The organism is Streptomyces sp. NPDC050418, assembly GCF_044458745.1.
In the GTDB taxonomy this organism is placed as follows: domain Bacteria; phylum Actinomycetota; class Actinomycetes; order Streptomycetales; family Streptomycetaceae; genus Streptomyces.
Genome location: NZ_JBITIG010000017.1, coordinates 75,470 through 96,307, shown reverse-complemented (window position 1 = coordinate 96,307; position 20,838 = coordinate 75,470). Strand labels below are relative to the sequence as shown.

Annotated in this window: 15 protein-coding genes and 1 tRNA gene; 13 read left to right on the top strand and 3 right to left on the bottom strand. The window is 72.0% G+C overall.

Features of this window, described 5'->3' with window-relative positions:
* Position 1: 1 nt before the first annotated feature.
* Together ACIBI4_RS32840 and ACIBI4_RS32835 are read right to left on the bottom strand one after the other, a co-directional pair.
* The gene (locus ACIBI4_RS32840) at positions 2-544 is read right to left on the bottom strand and encodes a hypothetical protein (protein WP_399207854.1); all 543 of its coding nucleotides are present in this window, start codon (positions 542-544) and stop codon (positions 2-4) included.
* A gap of 119 nt (positions 545-663) precedes the next feature.
* The gene (locus tag ACIBI4_RS32835) at positions 664-1,644 is read right to left on the bottom strand and encodes a helix-turn-helix domain-containing protein (protein ID WP_399207853.1); all 981 of its coding nucleotides are present in this window, start codon (positions 1,642-1,644) and stop codon (positions 664-666) included.
* Positions 1,645-1,798: 154 nt separating this feature from the next.
* On the opposite strand from ACIBI4_RS32835, the gene ACIBI4_RS32830 reads away from it, so the two are divergent.
* From ACIBI4_RS32830 to ACIBI4_RS32820, 3 genes are all read left to right on the top strand, one after another.
* Positions 1,799-5,581 (top strand): S8 family peptidase, encoded by a 3,783-nt coding sequence (locus tag ACIBI4_RS32830; protein ID WP_399207851.1) that lies wholly within the window; start codon positions 1,799-1,801, stop codon positions 5,579-5,581.
* Positions 5,582-5,724: 143 nt separating this feature from the next.
* Positions 5,725-6,969 (top strand): RNA-guided endonuclease InsQ/TnpB family protein, encoded by a 1,245-nt coding sequence (locus tag ACIBI4_RS32825; RefSeq protein WP_399207849.1) that lies wholly within the window; start codon positions 5,725-5,727, stop codon positions 6,967-6,969.
* 128 nt (positions 6,970-7,097) lie between these two features.
* On the top strand, positions 7,098-7,691 hold the full coding sequence (locus ACIBI4_RS32820) for a 3'-5' exoribonuclease domain-containing protein (RefSeq protein ID WP_399207848.1): 594 nt from the start codon (positions 7,098-7,100) through the stop codon (positions 7,689-7,691).
* Between the two features lie 29 nt (positions 7,692-7,720).
* Here ACIBI4_RS32820 and ACIBI4_RS32815 read toward each other — a convergent pair whose 3' ends face one another.
* Positions 7,721-8,359 (bottom strand): dihydrofolate reductase family protein, encoded by a 639-nt coding sequence (locus tag ACIBI4_RS32815; RefSeq protein WP_399207847.1) that lies wholly within the window; start codon positions 8,357-8,359, stop codon positions 7,721-7,723.
* Between the two features lie 151 nt (positions 8,360-8,510).
* On the opposite strand from ACIBI4_RS32815, the gene ACIBI4_RS32810 reads away from it, so the two are divergent.
* From ACIBI4_RS32810 to ACIBI4_RS32765, 10 genes are all read left to right on the top strand, one after another.
* Positions 8,511-8,582 (top strand) — tRNA-Pro (locus ACIBI4_RS32810).
* Positions 8,583-8,585: 3 nt separating this feature from the next.
* Positions 8,586-10,910: a hypothetical protein gene (locus tag ACIBI4_RS32805; protein WP_399207846.1), complete on the top strand. Its 2,325-nt coding sequence runs from the start codon at positions 8,586-8,588 to the stop codon at positions 10,908-10,910.
* A 243-nt stretch (positions 10,911-11,153) separates the two neighbouring features.
* A complete protein-coding gene (locus tag ACIBI4_RS32800) occupies positions 11,154-12,608 on the top strand; it encodes an ATP-binding protein (RefSeq protein WP_399207845.1) in 1,455 nt (484 codons plus the stop codon).
* Positions 12,605-13,051, top strand: a complete 447-nt coding sequence (locus tag ACIBI4_RS32795) for a roadblock/LC7 domain-containing protein (RefSeq protein WP_399207844.1) — start codon at positions 12,605-12,607, stop codon at positions 13,049-13,051. The genes ACIBI4_RS32800 and ACIBI4_RS32795 overlap by 4 nt, the downstream gene beginning before the upstream one ends.
* A complete protein-coding gene (locus ACIBI4_RS32790; RefSeq protein ID WP_399207843.1) occupies positions 13,048-13,404 on the top strand; it encodes a DUF742 domain-containing protein in 357 nt (118 codons plus the stop codon). Before ACIBI4_RS32795 ends, ACIBI4_RS32790 begins: the two co-directional genes overlap by 4 nt.
* A 148-nt stretch (positions 13,405-13,552) precedes the next feature.
* Positions 13,553-14,083: a GTP-binding protein gene (locus ACIBI4_RS32785; RefSeq protein WP_399207961.1), complete on the top strand. Its 531-nt coding sequence runs from the start codon at positions 13,553-13,555 to the stop codon at positions 14,081-14,083.
* A complete protein-coding gene (locus ACIBI4_RS32780; protein ID WP_399207842.1) occupies positions 14,080-15,381 on the top strand; it encodes a cytochrome P450 in 1,302 nt (433 codons plus the stop codon). Before ACIBI4_RS32785 ends, ACIBI4_RS32780 begins: the two co-directional genes overlap by 4 nt.
* Positions 15,382-15,530: 149 nt before the next feature.
* On the top strand, positions 15,531-16,733 hold the full coding sequence (locus ACIBI4_RS32775; protein WP_399207960.1) for a cytochrome P450: 1,203 nt from the start codon (positions 15,531-15,533) through the stop codon (positions 16,731-16,733).
* A gap of 87 nt (positions 16,734-16,820) precedes the next feature.
* Entirely contained in the window at positions 16,821-18,974 is a 2,154-nt protein-coding gene (locus ACIBI4_RS32770; RefSeq protein WP_399207841.1) for a protein phosphatase 2C domain-containing protein, read from the top strand.
* Positions 18,975-19,055: 81 nt separating this feature from the next.
* Positions 19,056-20,798: a pyruvate dehydrogenase gene (locus ACIBI4_RS32765; RefSeq protein WP_399207840.1), complete on the top strand. Its 1,743-nt coding sequence runs from the start codon at positions 19,056-19,058 to the stop codon at positions 20,796-20,798.
* The last annotated feature ends 40 nt before the right edge of the window (positions 20,799-20,838 follow it).

The following is a 20,838-nucleotide window of genomic DNA, read 5'->3' as shown; positions in this document are numbered from 1 at the left end:
TCTACTGGAAGGTGACCGGCAGGACGACATCCGATTCGCGCTGCTCCGGGGCGAAGTGGTCGGCCTTGGTGACGATCGAGCACTCGACCGTCTCGCCGCAGACGTTGCCGCTGCCGAGGTCGGCCTTGACGAAGATCTGCGCGGAGAAGCCGCCGCCCTCGGTGAAGCGGGAGCTGTTGGGGACGGTGCCGCCGAGGACGTTGCTCACCCAGTGCGAGGCGCCGGTGGAGCCCGTCTCGTCCTGGCCGCCGAGGCAGGGCGTCGGCTTGTTGGTGCCGGGCGCGCCCGCGGGAGTCACGCACAGGGCGACGTATATGCCGCGGGCGGTGTTGTAGCCGCTGCCGGTCACGGTGATGACCTGGCCGCTCGCGGCGAGCGAATCGGGCGCGTTCAGGATCAGGTTGTACGTCGTTCCGCCTTCGGAGACCGTGCGGTTCGCGGTGGCGGCGGAGGCGGAACCGGCGAGGCCGAGGGTGAGCGCGCCGGCGGCGAGGGCGGCGACGGCGAGTCGGGCAGGGGTACGGGAGGGCAGGAGGGCACGCATGGGAATGAGTACCTTTCGGTCATGAGCGCCACGAAGGCAGCGCTTAGGTAAGGCATACCTAAGTTCACCTTCGTTCAGCTGTCAATCACGCGTGCACCGAAAGCCCCACGAAGCGCCGACTACCGCGCCACCCAAGCCCGTTCGTACGCGTGCCACCCGAGCTGAAGCCGTGTCGTCACCCCCGTCAGCTCCATCAGCCGCTTCACGCGCCGCTGCACGGTCCGCAGCCCCAGATCGAGCTGCTTGGCCACGCTCGCGTCCGTGAGGCCCGCGAGCAGCAGCGAGAGGATCTCCAGGTCGGTGGCGTCGGGGCCGTCGCCCTCCTCCGCGTGAACCGAGTCGTCCTCGCCGAGCCGCAGCGGCAGCGCCTCGCGCCACACGGACGTGAACAGGCCGTAGAGCGATTCGAGCAGCCCGCTCGCGTGCACCACGAGCGCGGCCGGCTCCGCGTCGCGTGAGGTCAGCGGGACCATGGCGAGCGAACGGTCGGCGATCACCAGCTTCGTCGGGACCCGGTCGACCACCCGCACCTGCTCGTCACGGCGCAGCGCCGTGGAGAGTTCGAGGAGTCCGGTCGGCAGATCGAGCACCGCACGCTCGACGATCACGCGGTACGTGACACCCCGCGCCGTCGCCTGTTCCTCGGCCTCGTTGTCGTACCCCGAGACCACCGTGGGCCGGCCGGTGACCAGCGCGCACACCTCCTGCGTGGCACCGAGCTGCAACTGCAGGAAACGCTGCGCGACCGCGCCCGCGCCGGTGACCACCTCGACGAGATCATGCACGGACGGCTCGTCGACCTGCGCCCGGTACTCCTCCGCGAGCAGCGCCGCCGCCAGCTCCGCCTGCTCCAGCTCATGGCGCTGCTGGATGAGCAGCGCGCCCAGGGCGACGCCCGGGGGAGCGGCGACCCAGCGGCCCGGCCGCGCGGTCGACTGGGCGGCCAGACCGTGGTGTTCGAGCCGGCGCAGCGCCCGGTCGGTGTCGCTCTCCTTGAGTCCCAGACGGTCCGCGAGGTGGGGCACATCGGCCGCTCCGAGCGTCACCAGCGCGCGGTAAGCGGACTCCTGCACCTCATCAAGTCCTATGGCCCCCAGCATCGTCCGCACCCCTCATGTACGTACAAACCCACCCCAGGGCGCACCGCCCCGTGGCGGGAAACGGCCACGGCGCAAACCCGCCTCAGCACATCATCCCTGCACCACCCGTTTCTTTGCCAATGTGGCGCCACCGCAGGCTCTAGTGGGGAGACTTATGCGTCCCATATCCAGAAAGGCCCTGGTTGCGGCCACCGCCGCAGCCCTGGCCGCGACCCTCGCCGCGCCGTCCCAGGCCGCGCCGAGCGGCCCTGAGCAGGACGGCCGGCCGCTGGTCGGCAGCGAGGCCGCCCAAGCCGCCGGCAAGGGTGCGCAGGAGACCACCGTGACTCTGGTCAACGGTGACAAGGTCCTCGTCACGACCGGCACGTCCGGCCGCAGCTCGGCCGCCGCGCTGCCGCGCGAGGACGGCACGGTCCCGTTCCTGCAGACCCGCACCGTGGGCAAGGACCTCTACGTCTACCCCGAGGGCGTCACCGAGGCGCTGGCCGCCGGCAAGGTCGACGAGCAGCTCTTCAACGTCACGGGCCTGATCCGCCAGGGCTACGACGACCGGCACGCCAAGTCGCTGCCGCTGATCGCCGTCTACGACAAGTCCGTGGACGTCGCACGCTCCGCACCGGCCGCCCCGCGCGGCGCGAAGCGCGAGCTGGTCCTCGACGCGATCGACGGTGTCGCCCTGGAGGCGGACAAGGAGAAGGCAGCCACCTTCTGGTCCGATGTCACCGGCGCCAAGTCCCGTGCCACCGGCGACCTGAAGAAGCTGTGGCTCGACAAGAAGGTCGAGTCGACCCTCGACAAGTCGACCCAGCAGGTCCACGCCCCCGAGGCCTGGGCGGCCGGCTACGACGGCAAGGGCACCAAGGTCGCGGTCCTCGACACCGGTTCGGACTCCGAGCACCCCGACCTCAAGGGCCGGATCGCCGACGCCAAGAACTTCACGGACTCGGACACCACCGAGGACCGCGACGGCCATGGCACCCACACCATCTCCACCGTCGGCGGCTCCGGCGCCGCGAGCGACGGCAAGAAGAAGGGTGTCGCGCCCGGCACCGAACTGCTCAGCGGCAAGGTCCTCAACGACTACGGCCAGGGCGCCGAGTCCTGGATCATCGCCGGTATGCAGTGGGCCGTCGACAGCAAGGCCGACGTCGTCTCGATGAGCCTCGGCACCGGCACCCCCAGCGACTGCTCCGACCCGATGAGCCAGGCCACCGAGCAACTCGCCGCGGAATCCGGCACGTTGTTCGTCGTCGCCGCGGGCAACCTCGGCCCGAGCGCCAACACGGTCTCCTCGCCGGGCTGCGCCCCGAGCGTCCTCACCGTCGGCGCCGTCGACCGCGACGACAAGACCGCGCAGTTCTCCAGCCGCGGCCCCGTCACCGGCACCCACACCCTCAAGCCCGAGATCGCCGCGCCCGGCGTGGGCATCTCGGCGGCCGCCGCCGGCGGACGCGGGGTGTACGCGTACCAGTCCATGAGCGGTACGTCGATGGCCACCCCGCACGTCGCGGGCGCCGCCGCCATCCTCAAGCAGAAGCACCCCGACTGGACCCCGCAGCAGCTCAAGGCGGGCCTCGTGGCCTCCGCCGACCAGGACATCCCCGGTGACGTCCGCGAGGTCGGCGGCGGACTGCTCGACGTGAAGGGCGCCATCGACCAGAAGGTGCTCTCCGCGCCCGCCGTCCAGGGCGGCAGCTTCAACTGGCCGCAGGACAGCAGCGACCGCACCAGCGTCGACGTCCCGTACACCAACACCACCGACGCCCCCGTCAAGCTGAGCCTGTCCGTCGAGGACCTCACTGGCAACGACGGCAGCCGCATCCGCTCCTCCGTGGCCCGGCCCGAGCAGCGCTCGGTGACCGTCCCTGCGGGCGCCACGGTCAAGGTCCCGCTGACGATCGACCCGTCCGCCGACCTGACCCGCGGCCAGTACGGCGACCTCGCGGGCCGGCTCGTGGCCGAGGCGCGCGGCATCACCGTCTCGACCCCGTTCTCGCTGTACGTCCAGCCCGAGACCGTCACCCTGCGCGTCAAGGTGATCGACCGCGAGGGCAAGCCCGCGGACAACGGCTCCTCGGTCGACGTCATCAACATGGACGCCAACACCGGAGAGCGCCGCTTCAACGAGGGCGCCGCGGACCAGACGTTCGAACTGCGCCCCGGCAGCTACTTCCTGTCGAGCTACGTGGCCACGGCCGACGCGGTCGAGAACCCCGAGCTCCTCGACTCGCTCACGTACGTGGGCCGTCCGCAGGTGGAGCTGAAGAAGGACACCACGATCGTCCTCGACGCCCGCAAGGCGCACCGCCTCGACGTCGACACCGACAAGCCGGTCGAGCAGCGCGGCACCACCCTGTCGTTCCTGCGCTCGTGGGACGGCATCTGGGGTCACTCGGGCACCGCGAGCGCCGGCCGTGAGATCCGCGGCTACTACGCCTCCGTCGAAGGCCGCGCGTCCGAGGGCGACTTCGAGTTCGGCAGCCACTGGCGGGCTGCCGCCCCGCAGATCTCCGAGCTGAAGGTCACCGGCGGCCAGGTCCTGCACCCGGTCACCGGCTCGATGACCTCGATGAACAACCTCGACGGCACCGGTTCCGCGCAGCTCGTCGACGCGGGCGCCGGCTCCAAGGCCGAGCTCGAAGCGGCCGGGGTGAAGGGCAGGATCGCGCTGGTGAAGCTGCCCGCGGGCAGCACCTCGGCGGCCGTGATCGCCCGGGATGCCAAGGCCGCCGGCGCCGTCGCCGTGATCGTCCACCGCGACGCACCCGGCCGCTGGTACCCGTCCGCCGGCTTCGTCGGCGGCATGCTGCCGGTGCTCGGTCTGCAGACCGAGGAGGCCAAGTCCCTGCTCGACGCGCTCGGCAAGGGCGAGGTCGAACTGTCCTGGAAGGCCACGGCGCAGAGCCCGTACCTCTACAACCTGTCGTTCACCGAGGACGGCGCCCTGTACCGCGACCGCACCTACAAGGTCCGCGACAGCAAGCTCGCCGCCGTCGACTCCAAGCTGCACGCGATGGGCGTGGGCACGGACTTCGTCGACATCCTCCGCTCCGTGCAGCCCAGCGGCCAGGAGATCTCCTTCGGCGGCATCGAGACCGTCGCGGCACCCGGTGAGCGCACCGAGTACTACACGGCGCAGGACGACGCCCGCTGGCAGCGGATGATCTCCAGCAGCTTCCCGTGGGGCGAGTTCATGGTCGGCGCCGAGCACACCTACAAGTCGGGCCGGAAGACCACCGAGCGCTGGTACGACGGCGTCATCGCACCGAGGGCCGCGATCGACCCGGCCACCGGCAAGCCCGTCCTCACCGCCGAGCGCCAGGGCAACCTCGTCGGCTTCGACCCGGGCATGTACGGCGACGGCACGCACCACGGCGTCCCGGGCTCGTTCGGTGACATCGGCAACGTCACCCTGAAGCGCAACGGTGAGGAGATCGGCAGCAACGGCTGGCCGTTCGGCGCCTTCGAGGTGCCGGCCGAGGAGTCCACCTACGAACTCACCCAGCGCGTTGCGAAGTTCGGCTCGCCGGCCGCGGTGTGGCAGCGCTCGCAGGAGATCCAGACGAGCTGGACCTTCCGCTCGAAGCTGGACGAGTCCCAGTACTCGGTCGGCCTTCCGCTGATCTACCCGCGTCTGGCCCTGCCCGAGGACGGCATGAAGACCCTCGCCCCCGAGGACGGCCAGAAGATCGGCCTGAAGGTCACGGGTCACGCGGGCTACACGCCCGGCGCCATCAAGTCGGCGTCCCTGTCGTACTCCTACGACGGCGGCGAGACCTGGACCGAGGCGAAGGTCTCCGGCTCCGGTGACACCCGGACCGCGACCGTCGACCACGCCGGCGCCTCCGGCAAGCAGGTCACGCTCAAGACCACGGTGACCGACACCAATGGCAACACCGTGGAGCAGACGGTGATCCGCGCGTACGACGTGCGCTGATCCGTCAGCTGTAGGACCGGTCCGCCGGGCGTCCTTCCCGTGGGGGGTGGGGTCGTCCGGCGGACCTTTGCAGTGTCACTCGATGGGGTGGTGGGTGGGGAACGTGTGGTGGAGGGTGGTGTGGGTGTCTACGGTCGGTGATCGTGAAGATCGTGGCGCAGGTCAAGCTGATACCGGAGGCCGAGCAGGCCGCCGCGCTGTCGGCGACCTTACGCACGGTCAATGACCTGGCGTGCTGGGTGTCCGAGGTGGCGTTCGCCCTTGGTGTGCAGCGTGAGTACGAGCTGCGCAAGCACACTTATGCCGGATTGAAGGCGCGGGGTCTCGGGGCGCAGGCAGCGCAACACGTGATCAAGAAGGTGTGCGACGCGTATACGACGTTGCACGCCAACATCCGCGCCGGAAACCTTGGCAAGCCGAAGTCGAAGCGTCGGATCAAGGCGGAGTCCAAGCCAGTCAGGTTTCGGCCGGACGCCGCGCAGCCGTATGATGACCGGTGTCTGAGCTGGCAGTACGACCAGCAGACCGTGTCCCTCTGGACCATGGCCGGGCGTCTGAAGAACGTGCGCTTCGTCTGTTCCGCCGATGCTCTCAAGACGCTCCGCGAGTACCGCAAGGGCGAAGCGGACCTGATCGAACGTGACGGCGCGTACTACCTGATCGCCACCTGCGACGTGCCCGAGACCGAGCAGTACGAGCCGAACGGCTTCCTCGGCGTGGACCTCGGCATCGCCAACATCGCCACCACCTCCACCGGATACCAGGCCGCTGGACGCGGCCTGAACCGCTACCGCAGGCGACAGCTTGCCCTGCGGGCCAAGCTCCAGAAGAGGGGCACCAAGTCCGCCAAGCGCCGGTTGAAGGAGCGCTCCCGCCGTGAGCAGCGGCACGTCAAGAACACCAACCACGTCATCGCAAAGACGATCGTGACCGAGGCTGAACGCACCTCGTCCGGGATCTCCCTGGAAGACCTCAACGGAATCCGGCAGAGGGTACGGCTCCGCAAGCCCCAACGGGTCGCGCTCCACTCCTGGGCCTTTGCCCAGCTTGGAGGTTTCATCGTCTACAAGGCCAGGCGGGCAGGTGTGCCCCTGGTCTTCGTTGATCCCGCGTACACGTCGCAGACGTGTGCCGAGTGCAGCCATGTCGACCGGCGCAACCGCGTCGATCAGGGGCTTTTCATCTGCCGGGCGTGCGGGGTCGTTGCCCATGCCGACCGGAATGCTTCCCACAACCTCGCCGCCCGTGGCGTAGCCGTGTGGAATGCGGGGCGTGAGTCACGCGTCCCTGCCACCCATAACGGGGTGTCTGGACGGAGGAGCCAACCCAGCAGCCAGTTGGGCGCTACTTCCAAGCCCGGTCCTTTAGGGCCGGGTCAAGTTGACTAAGGGTGTGAGAAGGAAGTCGTCTTGGCCTCGGTGCTCCGCACGCTACCTGTCAGGCCGGAATCACGTCGCGCGGACCGTTGCCCGAAACCCGGATGCCCGAGCGGCCCTCCGGCTGCCATCCTCCGCGCATGACACGAAAGACGAGACCCGGGCTCTACATCTCCGTCGACATCGAGGCCGACGGCCCCATCCCGGGCCCCTACTCCATGATCAGCTTCGGCGCGGCGGTCGCGGGCCGCCACGACCCGGACGGCACCTACGTCCCGTACGACCCCGAAGCGCACACCTTCTACCGCGAACTGCGTCCCATCAGCGAGGAGTTCGTCCCGGAGGCCCTGGCCGTCAGCGGCCTCGACCGCGACCGTCTGGTGCGCGAGGGCGCCGAACCCGGCGCGGCGCTGCGGGAGTTCAGTACCTGGGTGCGCGAGGTGAGCACGGGTGCCCAGCCGGTCATGTGCGGCTACCCGGCCTCGTACGACTGGACCTTCCTCTACTGGTACCTGCTCCGCTTCACGGGCGAGAGCCCTTTCGGCCACTCCGGCTGTCTGGACCTCAAGTCCCTGTACGCGGCCAAGGCGAACCTCCCGCTGCGCGCCGTCGCGAAGCGCACGATGCCGCAGGAGCTCCTCTCGCGCCGCCGCCACACCCACCACGCCCTGGACGACGCCGTGGAACAGGCCGAACTGTGCAGCAATCTGCTGCAGTGGCGGCCGCAGGGCTGAGGCGTACGGGAGCCGGCGACCGCGGCGGATCAGCGGCGGACGAGGATGGCGTGCGTGACGTTCGGCGAACCGACCAGTTCCGCCACCCGGTAGCCGTCGATCCCGTCGTCCAGCTGGTCGAAGAGCCGCGCCCCGCGCCCGATCAGCATTGGTGCGATGACGAGATGCAGCTCGTCGATCAGCCCGGCGCGCAGATATTCCTGGATGACCGCCGCACCCCCGCCGACCCGTACGTCCTTGCCGCCCGCCGCGTCGAACGCGCGCCGCAGCACCGTCTCGGGCGGCTCGTCGGTGAAGCGGAAGGTCGTGCCGCCCGCCATTTCCAGGTCGGGGCGCGGATGGTGCGTGTGCACGAACACGTCGTGGTGGTACGGCGGGTTGTCGCCCCACCAGCCCTGCCAGGACTCGTCCTGCCAGGGGCCGCGCTGTGGTCCGAACATGTTGCGGCCCATGATCGTGGCGCCGATGTTGCGGTCGCCCTGCACGTAGAAGTCGACGTCGATGCCGGTCTTCCCCGCTGCGGCGTCCTGCGAGGCCGCGACGAACCAGGCATGCAGCTCGTCGCCCCAGCCGACACCGTCACCGAAGGGGGCGTCGAGGCGCTGGTTCGGTCCCGCGACGAATCCGTCGAGGGAGATGGTCACGTTGTGTACGCGTACTTTGGGCATGGTCCTCGCCTCTCAGCGTTGTCAGGTGTCAGCGTTTCGCTTTCGTCCTCTCACTCTTACGTCGAACGAGCCGCGCCCCCATCGACACACGCCGAGAGGAAATTTCGGTTGGCTCACCGACGGGCGGCACCTAGCCTCGTGGTTCCCACGACGACACGTAGCTCAGCAGCAGAGCACCGGGCTCGGGACCCGGAGGGCGCAGGGGCGGAACCTGCCGTGTCGGCTTATGAACGACAACGCTGACCAGCAGCGCACCACCGACGCCGGACCTTCCGCCCACACCTCCGTCTCCGCGTCCTACGCCGCCCACCAGCTGGCGCAGGCCTACAGGACCGCGCTGACCCACGACGACCCCGCCACCCGCACCCGCGCCGGCGAGCGCGGCAAGCGGTGGCGTGCGGTGCTCGCGGGCATGGCCGACGGCAGTCTGCGGATCGGCTCGCGCACCCCCGTCGCCGAGCTGCCCGCCTGGGTGACACCCGAGGTCGTACGGGGCGGCTTCGCGACCGGGGCCGCGAGCGCGGGCGGCCCGTTGGAGCCGTACGAGCGCAAGCTGGCCCGTACGTTCGGTGTGGAGGCGGACCGGGCCGCGCTCTTCGCGTACGGCCTGGGCGAGGACGGACTGGCCTGGCTGGACGGCCTGTTGGAGAGCGGCCGCTACCACGTCGCCGTGCCCGAGGAGGCCGCGCTGCTCACCGTGGCCTGGCTGGTGCGGCGCGGGCAGGTCGAGGAGGCCGCCGAACTGGTCGGCGAGCTCGGTCCGTTCGCGGGCCGGCTGCGCTTCCTGCCGCGCCCGGCCGCGCACCCGCGCCCCGACGCGGACGCCGTGCACCGCCGCACGGCCGGCGACGCCGGCGCGGCGCTGGCGCTGCGCGGGCCCAACGAGGCGATCGAGTCCCAGCGCGAGGCACTCACCGTATGGCAGCCGTTCGCGGACGAGCTGCTCGCGCTCTGGCTGGAGACGGCGGAGCACGCGGAGACCGGGGACGTCCTGGCCCGCGTCCCGGACGAGGACTGGTACCGGCGCGCGGCGGCGCTCCTCTCGCGGTACGAGGAGCTCGCCGCCACGCATCACCGCTGCGCCAAGCGCCGTGGCCCCAAGAGCAACCTGGGCATCATGCGCGGCGCGCTCGACGAGACCGTGGCCGCCCGGACCCTCACCCCGCGCCGCCTCGGACTGCTGCGGCACGCCGTCGCCTCCGCCGTGCGCAAGCGCGGGCTGCCCGGCTCGACGCGGCACGGAGAGCTGCGCGCCGCCCAGGCGCAGCAGGCCGCGCGGCCGTCCCATCACGCGCTGGCCCAGCTGGTGATCCGTCGTCTCGCCCGGCTGCCGCAGGAAGCGGGAGTGACCGACCTGGCACCGCTGCTCGCGCCCGTCGACGCCGGCGAGGAGCGCGACACCGGGCTGCCCGCGGGAGCCGAACTGCCGCCCGCCGTACGCAAGGTGGTCGGGCCCGTGCTCAGCGCGCCCGTAGAGGTCCTGGTGGAGCGCGGTGTCGTGCCTTCCGCCGAGGTGCTCGCCGAGCTCGTGCCGCAGCTCGTCGCCGCCGCGTCCGCGCAGGCGTACCCGGAGGGTGCGCTGCGGAGTCTCGCCGACGCGAACTACCGGGCGTTCCGCACGCGCCGCTCGCTGCTCCTGCTCAATCTGCAGCACCAGGTGCGGATCGACGAACTGCCGTGGGTCCGCGCCTTGCTGCCGCACCGCAGCGCGTCCGCGGGACAGGCGCCGGCCCGGCAGACCCTGGACCGGGTCGCCGCACTGGCCGTCACCGGCTTTCCCGCGACGCTCCTGCCCAACCCGCTCATCCGTGAACTCTCCTTCCTGGCCCGCGAGTCCGCGCTCGACGCACCGCTGGTCGAGGAGCTGGCCGCGGACATCTTCGAGGGCACGTTCAGCCGCAAGTACGTCGCCGCGGCCGGGGTCGCGGCACGGCTGCTCGGCGGCTCGCTGTACGAGCGGTACTACGGGATCGACTACGCGGCCGTCGGTGAGCTCGCGCCGGGGGAGGGGAAGGCGGGCGGGGAGAGCACCGCCGCCTTCGCTCAGCTGTGTGCGCGGCGTGCGGGCGGGGAGGGCGGCGGCTGGTCCGTCGCGGCCAACGGCAAGGTGATCGAGCAGGCGCAGATCCTCACCACGCACAACCTCGCCGTCCTGGTGCACAGCGCGGGCCTGGAGTCCGCCTGGGAGGACCTGGCGCGGCGCACCTTCGCGCGGACCTGCCGGATCGTGCGCCAAGTGCCGGGCAATCCGCGGGCGTTGCGCAAGGTGAAGGACGCGGCGTACGCGTGGCGGCAGCTCGTCTTCTTCCTGTCGCTGTGCGACAAGGCGGCGCGCGAGCGCGTCCTGGCGTGGCTCGACGAGGAGACGGCCGCGCACCCGCCCGAGGTGGCCCGCCGCCTCGCGCCCGCCGTCGCGGGGCTGCGGCACACCGCGGCGGGCGGATCCTTCGGCGCCGACGGGACGGCGGGGCCCGGCGCGCGGCGCTTCCTCGGCTGGTCGACGCGGGGACACTGGCTGCTCGCCGGTCCGGATGCCGGGGCCGCGCACTGACGGATGGTCACTTTCCGACACCTGACGCTCATAACCGGCCGCGACGGCTGAAACTTTGAACGTATTGCGGCGATCTTGTGCCGTATCGGCCGACGAGTTTCGGCCGGACCTCCATCAACCCGCCACGCGATGCCGTTTGTTGATCTATGGTCAGGCTTCCCCGTCGTATGGGCGTTCGGTGTCAGGGAAAGGTTCACTCCACGTGGCAGTTGTCTTCGAGGTCGCCGGGCGGAGTGGGGCACGGTGAACGCCGCAGTGCTGTCGGGAGTGCTCGCGACGGTCGCCGTCCTGCTGCTCGCAGCGGTCCTGCTCGTCCTGCGCAGCCGCGCCGCCGAGCGCTCCGCCCGCATTCAGCTCCGCCGCACCCTCGACGCGCGGGACGCCGAGCTCGCGCATCTGGTCGCGGCACGTCTTCCGGCGATACGGGAGCGGGTGAGCGCAGGCCGCGGTCTCGACGGCGTCCCGGGCGCTCTGCGGGCGCCCGCAGAGACCGGCGAGGACTTCGCCGCGGCCGTCGGCGCGCTCGTCGCGGCGCTCGGCTCCGACGAAGGCGTACGACGCGAACGCGTCCTGCGCGACTCCGTGCAGGCCGCGTTCGAGTCCGTGGCCCGCACCATGCACGCGATGGCCACCGTGCAGCAGCAGGTGCTCGACCAGGTCGAGCGCGCCATCGACAACAACCCCGCGCTCATGGCGAACGTCATGAAGGCCGACCACGCGGCCGCGCAGATGACCCGCAAGGCCCAGACCCTGCTCGTCATGTGCGGGGTCTGGCCGGCCCGCCGCGAGACCCAGCCGGTCTCGCTCTACGACTGCGTGCGCGGCGCCATGTCGCGGATCGTCGAGTTCCCGCGCGTCGAGGTGCACGGCGGACAGACGCTGTACGCGGTGCCGCCCGCGGTCGAGGGCCTGATGCACGCCCTGGCCGAACTCCTGGAGAACGCCACGGTGTTCTCGCCCTCGCCGTCCACCGTCATCGTCTCCGTGCGCGAGGTCGGTGCGGGCGCGGTCATCGAGATCGACGACGCCGGACTCGGCATGCCGCCGGACGTCCTGGCCCGCGCGACCGCACAGCTCCGCGACGACGTGGACCTCGCCCGCCTCGGCGCCGTCCCGCGCCTCGGGCTCGCCTGCGTGGGCCGCTGGATGCGCGAACTCGGCTTCGACGTCCAGCTCTCCGGCGCCTCCGCGTACGGGGGGACGCGGGCCGTGGCGTTCATCCCGTTCCGGCTGCTCACGGAGCCGCTGGCGCAGGTCCAGGGCGGCGGCCGGACGGGTGTGGCGCAGGTGTCCGTGCCGCATCAGCGCACCGGAGACGGTCTGCCCGCGCCCTCGGACGCCGAGGGTACGGAAGCCGCCGCCGGACTACCGCGGCGCCGGAGCCGGCGTACCCCGGTCGCGCCTCCCGTGGCCGCACAGCCCGCTCCCGTACCGACACCCGCACCCACGCCCGCCGTCGCACCCGAGCCGCCCGCCCCGGCCTGGACGCCGGAAGCCGCGCAGGCGTCGATCGCCAGCGTGCTCTCCGGGTCGCGCCGCGGCCGCACGGCCGTCGACGAGAACGACCTGGCGGGGGAGGGGCCGGCCGCAGGCCCGCTGCAGCCCACGGATCCCGCACCCACACCCCGTACACCCCACGCACCCGCACCCATCGCACCAACCGCAACGACGCACACGCCCGACGGAGGCCAGCCGTGACCGGCACCATCGCCCGACTTCCCGACCTGGGCTGGATGCTGCGCCCCCTGACCGCGATCCCGGGCGTACGGCACGCGGTGGTGGTCTCCGAGGACGGGCTGCGGCTCGGGCACGCCTCGGCCGAGGACCTCAACGGACCGGTCGCCGCGCTGAGCGTCGGCGAGGCGGAGGCGCTGGCCGCCGCGAGCGCCGCGCTGACCATGACAGGCCGCTCCACGGCCGTGCTGCTCTTCGGCGACGGCGCCCGCGTACGGCAGATCATGGTCGAGTCCGACCTCGGCTTCGTCCTGTTCACCCATGCCGGGGTGGGCGCGCAACTCGGGGTCGCGACCGCGAACGACGCTGACGTGGCCCTGGTCGCCCAGCAGATGCAGCTGCTCGTCGCCAAGATCGGCGAACAGCTGAGCAGCCGGCCGCGGGAGCAGGGCGCCGAATCGTCATGAACGACGGTCCGGTGGAACGGACTTCACCGATCCGCCCGTATGTGATCACGGGCGGCCGGGCCGAGTCCGAGGGCGAACCGCTGGCCTGGGAATCCCTGGTGATGGCGACGGACGCGCCGTTCCCCGCGGCGATGCAGCCCGAGCACCAGGCGATCCTGCACCACTGCCAGGGCCTGCTGTCCGTCGCCGAGGTCGCCGCGCACCTCGGGCAGCCGCCCGCGGTGGTCCAGGTGCTGCTCTCGGATCTCCACCAGTGGGGTCTCATCGTGACCCGGCCGCCCATCGCACCCGCCGAACGTGCCGATGTGACCATGCTCAGAAAGGTCCTCCGTGGACTCGAAGCACGCCTCTGACCCGCGGCCCGCTCCGGCCGGCGTCACATCGGCCCCCACAGCGGGAGCGGTGGCCCGAACCGCCCCCTGGCCCGCGCCTCCGGCCGCGCCGCACGCACCCCGGACGCCCGGGAAGTACGTCCCGTCGACGGTCGCGGGCGCCGCGAAGATCCTTGTCGTCGGGCCGCTCGGGGTCGGCAAGACCACACTCATCGGAACCGTCTCCGAGATCAGGCCGCTGGCGACCGAGGCCGTGATGACACAGGCCGGCGCGCGTGTCGACAGCCCCGCCGAGCGCTCCAAGACGACCACCACCGTCGCCCTCGACTTCGGCCGGATCACCATCGACGAGGACCTGGTCCTCTACCTCTTCGGCACCCCCGGCCAGCCGCGCTTCCTGCCCGCCTGGCGCGACCTCGCCCGCGGCGCCCTCGGTGCGCTCGCCCTGGTCGACACCCGCGACCTGGCCGCGTCCTTCGACGCCGTCGGCCACCTCGAGGACCTCGGGCTGCCCTTCGCCATCGCCGCGAACGTCTTCCCCGGGAGCCCCGACCACTCGGCGGACGAGCTGCGTTCGGCCCTCGACCTGCTGCCCGACACCCCGCTCGTGGCCTGCGACGCCCGCGACGCCACCTCGTCCGTGAAGGCGCTCATCGCCCTCGTACGCCACCTGGTCCACACCACAACGGAGACGTCTTGAGTACGCCGCTGAACTCCACCGGGCCGAGTACGACACCGCACCCCGCCGAGCCCGCGGGCGCCCCCGCGTGCCCGGTCACCGGTGCCACCGCGGCCCAGGGCGCCACCCCGCTGTACGGGCCCGGACTCGACGGCGACATGCTGCCCGCCCTGTACGAGCAGCTGCGCGCCGCCCATGGCCCCGTCGCCCCCGTGTCCATCGCCCCCGGCATCGACGCCTGGCTCGTCCTCGGCCATCGCGAACTGCTCCAGCTCACCCGCGACGAGCAGGACTTCTCGCACGACCCGCGCCGCTGGACGCTGCTGCGCGAGGGCCGGGTCCCCGCGGACTCACCGCTCCTGCCGATGGTCGGCTGGCGGCCCGCGCTCCTGTTCACCGACGGACAGCAGCACCGCCGGATGCGTACCGCCGTCTCCGACGCGCTCTCCGGCATCAACGGCCACGAACTGCGCCGCCAGGTACGCGACACCGCCGAGCACCTGATCTCCGCGTTCACCGCGCGCGGCGAGGCCGACCTCGTCGCCGACTACGCCCGGCTGCTCCCGCTGCAGGTGATCACCGGACTGCTCGGCCTCGACAAGGACACCGGACGCGCCCTGGTCGAGGCCATCGCCCAGACCGTCTCGGCCACCGCCGCCTCCGCCGACGCGAGCAAGCGCATGGGAGCGATCCTGCTCCAGCTCATCGACGAGAAGCGGCGCCGGCCCGGCCCCGACATCACCTCGGCGCTGCTGCATCACCCCGCGCGGCTCACCGACGAGGAGGTCCTGCACAACCTCGTCGTCATGTTCGTCGCGGGCAACCAGACCACCGTCAACTGGATCGCGACCTCGCTGCGCATCCTGCTCTGCGACCCGGCCTTCCGCTCCTCGCTCAGCGGCGGCCACATGACCGTGGACGACGCGCTCGACCTGGTCCTGTGGAAGTTCCCGCCCACGCAGAACTTCCCCGCCCGCTACGCCACCCGCGACATGACCTTCGGCGGCCAGCCGGTCCGCACCGGCGACATGCTCATCCTGGGCCTGGCCGCCGCCAACGCCGACCCGCGGATCCTGCCCGCCGCGGGACGGCCCGTCGTCGGCAACCGCTCGCACCTGGCGTTCAGCGCGGGACCGCACACCTGCCCGGCGCAGGACCCGGCGCGGCTCATCACCCGTACCGCCGTCGACACGATCCGCCACCGGCTCCCCGACATGGAACTCTCCGTGCCGGAAGCGGAGTTGGAGTGGATCAAGTCCCCGTGGAGCCGCGGCCTGGCCGCGCTCCCGGTGCACTTCGGCGCGATCTCGCGGCCCTGAGGACCACAGCTCCGCAGCCGCGCCCCAGGAAGCCCCACAGCTCCGCAGCCGCGCCCCAAGAAGCCCCACAGCTCGGCCACCGTCTTCTTCCCGACCGTCTGGAGACTCCGTTGGACACCTCACCGGCAAACGCCCCCGCGCCGCACCGTATGGACGCCGCGGGCGGCTGTCCGCACGCGGCCAACGCCCGGCTGCTCGCCGAGGGCGCCGTCGCCTCCGTCGTCCTGCCCGGTGACGTCAGCGGCATGGCCGTGCTCGGCCACGAGGCGCTCAAGGACTTCCTCTCGCACCCCGAAGTCGCCAAGAACGCGAGCCACTTCGCCGCGCTGCAGGCCGGCGAGATACCCGACGGCTGGCCGCTGCGGACCTTCGCCACCGTGCAGGGCATGACGACCGCCGACGGCGCCGACCACAAGCGGCTGCGGTCCCTGATGAGCCGCGCGTTCACCCCGCGCCGCGTCGAGTCGCTGCGCCCGCGGATCGAGGAGCTGACCGCCGGACTCCTCGACGGCCTCGGCCGCGCGGCCGCCGAGGGCGACGGCGTCGCCGACCTGCGCACCCACTTCGCGCTGCCGCTGCCGATGAGCGTGATCTGCGAACTCCTCGGCGTGGACGGCGAACACCACGACAAGCTGCACCATCTGTCCAACCAGATCGTCGCCACCGACATCCCGCCGGCCAAGGCGCTCGCCGCGAACCGCGAGATGATCGAGGTCCTCGGCCAGGTGGCTGCCGCGCGCACCGCGAACCCGGGCGACGACCTGACCTCGGCGCTGATCGCCGCGCGCGACGACGACGGCGGCCGGCTCAGCCCGCCCGAACTCATCGGCACGCTCATGCTGATGATCATCGCCGGGCACGAGACCACCCTGAACCTGATCACCAACGCGGTACGGGCCCTGTGCACGCACCGCGACCAGCTGCAGCTCGTCACAGCGGGGAAGGCGAGCTGGGCGGACGTGGTCGAGGAGACCCTGCGCTGGGACAGCCCGGTCAGCTTCTTCCCGTTCCGCTACCCGACCAGCGACCTCACGGTCGACGGCACCGTCATCCCCAAGGGCACGCCCGTCCTCGCCGGTTACTCCGCCGCGGGCCGCGACCCCAAGACGTACGGCGACGACGCCGACCGCTTCGACGTCACCCGCGACCGCTCCACCCGGCACCTCTCCCTCGGTCACGGAGCGCACTTCTGTCTCGGCGCGCCGCTCGCCCGGATGGAGGCCACCACCGCACTCGAACAGCTCTTCACCCGCTACCCCGCGCTGGACCTCGCGGTTCCCGAGCCCGAACTCCCGCGCCACGCCTCGTTCGTGGGCAACAGCGTGCAGCGGCTGCCGGTCCGCCTGGCCTGAGCGCCTGTCTTCGAAGGCGGCGCGCCCGGGGCGAGAATTTTCGGGATGCCCCGTTTTCGTACGGCGCGTGCGGTGGACAATAGGGGCATGAGCCAGCAGGGGGACAGGCGCCAGGATGCGACGGGGCACGGGGACGACTGGTGGGACGAGCTGTACGGCGACTTCGCCGATGACACCGGCCGGTCCTCGGACTCCTTGGACGACCGCTTCGAGTCGGCGGCGGACACGGTGATCGAGGAGCCGCCGCCGGCGCCGGGAGAGCGCACGACGCAACTCCGCGGCGGCGCGCAGTCCGACCCGCCGCCGCGCGACGACCCGCGCGCACCCGCCGCGCCGGACACGGGGTCCGCCACCGGGTCCGCCGCGCCCGAGGACGCCCCGCCGTCCGGCGCCTCCGCGCCCCGCTCGTCCTGGCCCCCACTCGGCGACCGCTCGCCGTACGCCGCGCCGGGCACGGAGCCGCGGCGGCCGGACGAACTCCCTTCGCGTACGGACTCGTCGGCGCCGGGTGAACTCCCTTCGCGTACGGACTCGTTCGCGGCGGGTGAGCGCCCCTCGCGTACGGATCCGCCGGCCCCGGGTGAACTCCCTTCGCGTACGGACTCGTTCGCGGCGGGTGAGCGCCCCTCGCGTACGGATCCGCCGGCCCCGGGCGAACTCCCGTCACGCACCGCCCCGATGGCCCCTGGCGAACTCCCGCCACGCACCGCCCCGTCGACCCCGGGCGAGCCGCCGTCCCACGCCGACCGCGAGCCCGCACCCACCCGCGAGCCCCGGCCGTACGTGGACGCCGCGCTGCCCCCGCTGCCGGACACACCACCGACGGCGGACCCGCCGCGGCCGTCCGGCACGCCGCTTCCGCCGGACCCGCCGCGGACAGTCGATGCGCCCCGAGCACCGGATGCGCCAGACTCGGCCGCTGTGCCCCTGCCTCCAGATGAACCCCCGGCCGCTCCCGCCCCCGCACTCCCCGGCGACCCGCCGCCGCCCGCCCTTCCGCCCCGCCCCCGCACCTGGACCCCGCCGCCCCGCACCCGGGTCCCCGAGCCGGCCGGTACCGCGGACGAAGCCCTCGTTCCGGCGTCCGAGCGCGCCGACGCCCCGGAGCCGGCACGCGCCGAGCCCGTGCGTACGTCGAAGGGCACCCCCGCCCCGCACGAGCGTGATCTCAGCACACCCCCCGCCGCCGAACTCCCCAGCGACCAGCCCTCCGCGAGCGGGCCGAAGCACGCCGGGGCCGCGGATCTCGGGGAGCTCGCGCCCCGCGTGGTCGCGCAGCCCACCTATGTGGGCGACGGGCCGCCCACGTACGACGCCGAGCCCGCCACCCTGCCGCCCGCGGACCCCGACGAGCTGACGGACCTCGTCGCCGACACCGTGCTCGACGGTGCCCGCTACGGCACGTACACCTTGCGGGCCACCTCCGTCCGCGGCGACTCCGCGCGCTACCGCGGCGAGGTCCGCCGCGACTCGCTGCTCACCGCGCGGTTCGGCAGCGGCGACAGCGCCCTGCTCCTGGTCGCCATGGCGACCGGCGCCCGCGCCACACCCGGCGCGCACCTCGCCGCCGCCGAGGTCTGTCACTGGATCGGCCGAGCGGTCGGCCGTAGCCATGGCCGGCTCGCCGAGGACATCCGCGCGGCCCGCCGCGGCGACCTCAAATCGGGCCTGCACCGCCTCACCGACCGCAGCCTCGGCAAGCTCCGCGCCGGCGCCGCCGAACGGGGCCTCGAACCCGACGAGTACACGGTCACCTCCCTGCGCTGCCTGCTGCTGCCCGCCGACCCGGACTGCCGTACGCGCGTGTTCTTCGGTGTCGGCGGCGGCGGTCTGTTCCGCCTCCGGGACGGCGAGTGGCAGGACATCGAGCCGAAGATCGCCGACGCCGCGGGCGAGCCGCTGCTCAGCTTCGGCTCCGTGCCCTCCGAGACCCCGGACGGCGACCGGCTCACCATGGACTTGCAGATCACCACGCCCCCGAGCCCGTACGACGAACCCCCGGGCCCGCCCCGCGAGCCCTTCCGCTTCCGGGCCTCCGTCGCCCGCCCGGGCGACACCCTGCTCCTGTGCAGCGGCGGTCTCGCCGAGCCACTGCGGGGCGAGCCCGCACTCGCCGGGCTGCTCAGGGAGCGCTGGTCCGAGAGCGGCCCACCGGGCCTCGCCGGGTATCTCGCCGACATCCAGCTGCGCGTGAAGGGGTACGCCGACGACCGCACGGCCGCCGCGGTCTGGGAGACATAACGCGCCACTGCACGGATCATGGGCTGCAACCGCCACAACCGTACGGATCGCCGCAAACGATGTACGAGGAGTGCAGACCCCATGGCCAAGCAGAACGTCGCCGAGCAGTTCGTCGACATCCTCACCAAGGCAGGCGTCCGCCGGCTGTACGGAGTCGTCGGCGACAGCCTCAACCCGGTCGTCGACGCCATCCGGCGCAACAGCGCGATCGAGTGGATCCAGGTGCGCCACGAGGAGACCGCCGCGTTCGCGGCCGCCGCCGAGGCGCAGGTCACGGGCAAGCTCGCGGCGTGCGCGGGCTCCTGCGGCCCGGGCAATCTGCACCTCATCAACGGTCTCTACGACGCGCACCGCTCCATGGCCCCGGTCCTCGCGCTCGCCTCGCACATCCCCTCGGCCGAGATCGGGCTCGGCTACTTCCAGGAGACCCACCCCGACCAGCTGTTCCGCGAGTGCAGCCATTACAGCGAGCTGATCTCCAACCCGAAGCAGATGCCCCGCCTCCTGCAGACCGCGATCCAGCACGCGGTGGGGCAGCGGGGCGTCAGTGTCGTCTCGCTGCCGGGTGACGTGGCGTCGGAACCCGCGCCGGAGAAGGCCGCCGAGACCGCCCTGGTCACCTCGCGCCCCACGATCCGTCCGGGCGACGACGACCTGGAGAAGCTCGTCGCGATGATCGACGAGGCCGACAAGGTGACGCTGTTCTGCGGCAGCGGCACGGCGGGCGCGCACGCCGAGGTCATGGAGTTCGCGGAGAAGGTGAAGTCACCGGTCGGGCACGCGCTGCGCGGCAAGGAGTACATCCAGTACGACAACCCGTACGACGTCGGCATGAGCGGACTGCTCGGCTACGGCGCCGCCTACGAGGCCACCCACGAGTGCGATCTGCTGATCCTGCTCGGCACCGACTTCCCGTACAACGCGTTCCTGCCGGACGACGTGAAGATCGTGCAGGTCGACATCCGGCCCGAGCACCTCGGCCGCCGCTCCCGGCTCGACCTCGCTGTGTGGGGCGATGTGCGCGAGACGCTGCGCTGTCTGACCCCGAAGGTGCGGGCCAAGACGGACCGCAAGTTCCTCGACAAGATGCTCAAGAAGCACGCCGACGCGCTGGAGGGCGTGGTCAAGGCGTACACCCGCAAGGTCGAGAAGCACGTCCCGATCCACCCCGAGTACGTGGCCTCGGTGCTCGACGAACTGGCCGCCGACGACGCCGTGTTCACCGTCGACACCGGTATGTGCAACGTGTGGGCCGCCCGCTACATCAGCCCCAACGGCCGCCGCCGCATCATCGGTTCGTTCTCGCACGGCTCGATGGCCAACGCGCTGCCGCACGCGATCGGCGCCCAGTTCACCGACCGGGGCCGCCAGGTCATCTCGATGTCCGGCGACGGCGGCTTCTCGATGCTGATGGGTGACTTCCTCACCCTGGTCCAGTACGACCTGCCGGTGAAGGTCATCGTCTTCAACAACTCCTCGCTCGGCATGGTCGAGCTGGAGATGCTCGTCGCGGGCCTGCCCTCCTTCGGCACCGGCAACCACAACCCCGACTTCGCGGCGGTCGCCCGCGCGTGCGGCGCCTACGGGGTGCGGGTGGAGAAGCCGAAGCAGCTCGCGGGCGCGCTCAAGGACGCCTTCAAGCACAAGGGCCCGGCACTGGTCGACGTGGTCACCGACCCCAACGCCCTGTCCATCCCGCCGAAGATCAGCGCCGAGATGGTGACGGGCTTCGCGCTCTCCGCCAGCAAGATCGTCCTGGACGGCGGGGTGGGCCGCATGCTCCAGATGGCCCGCTCCAACCTCCGCAACGTGCCCCGCCTCTGAGTGTCTGCCTCCGAACCACCTGCCCGGCCCCGCACCACGC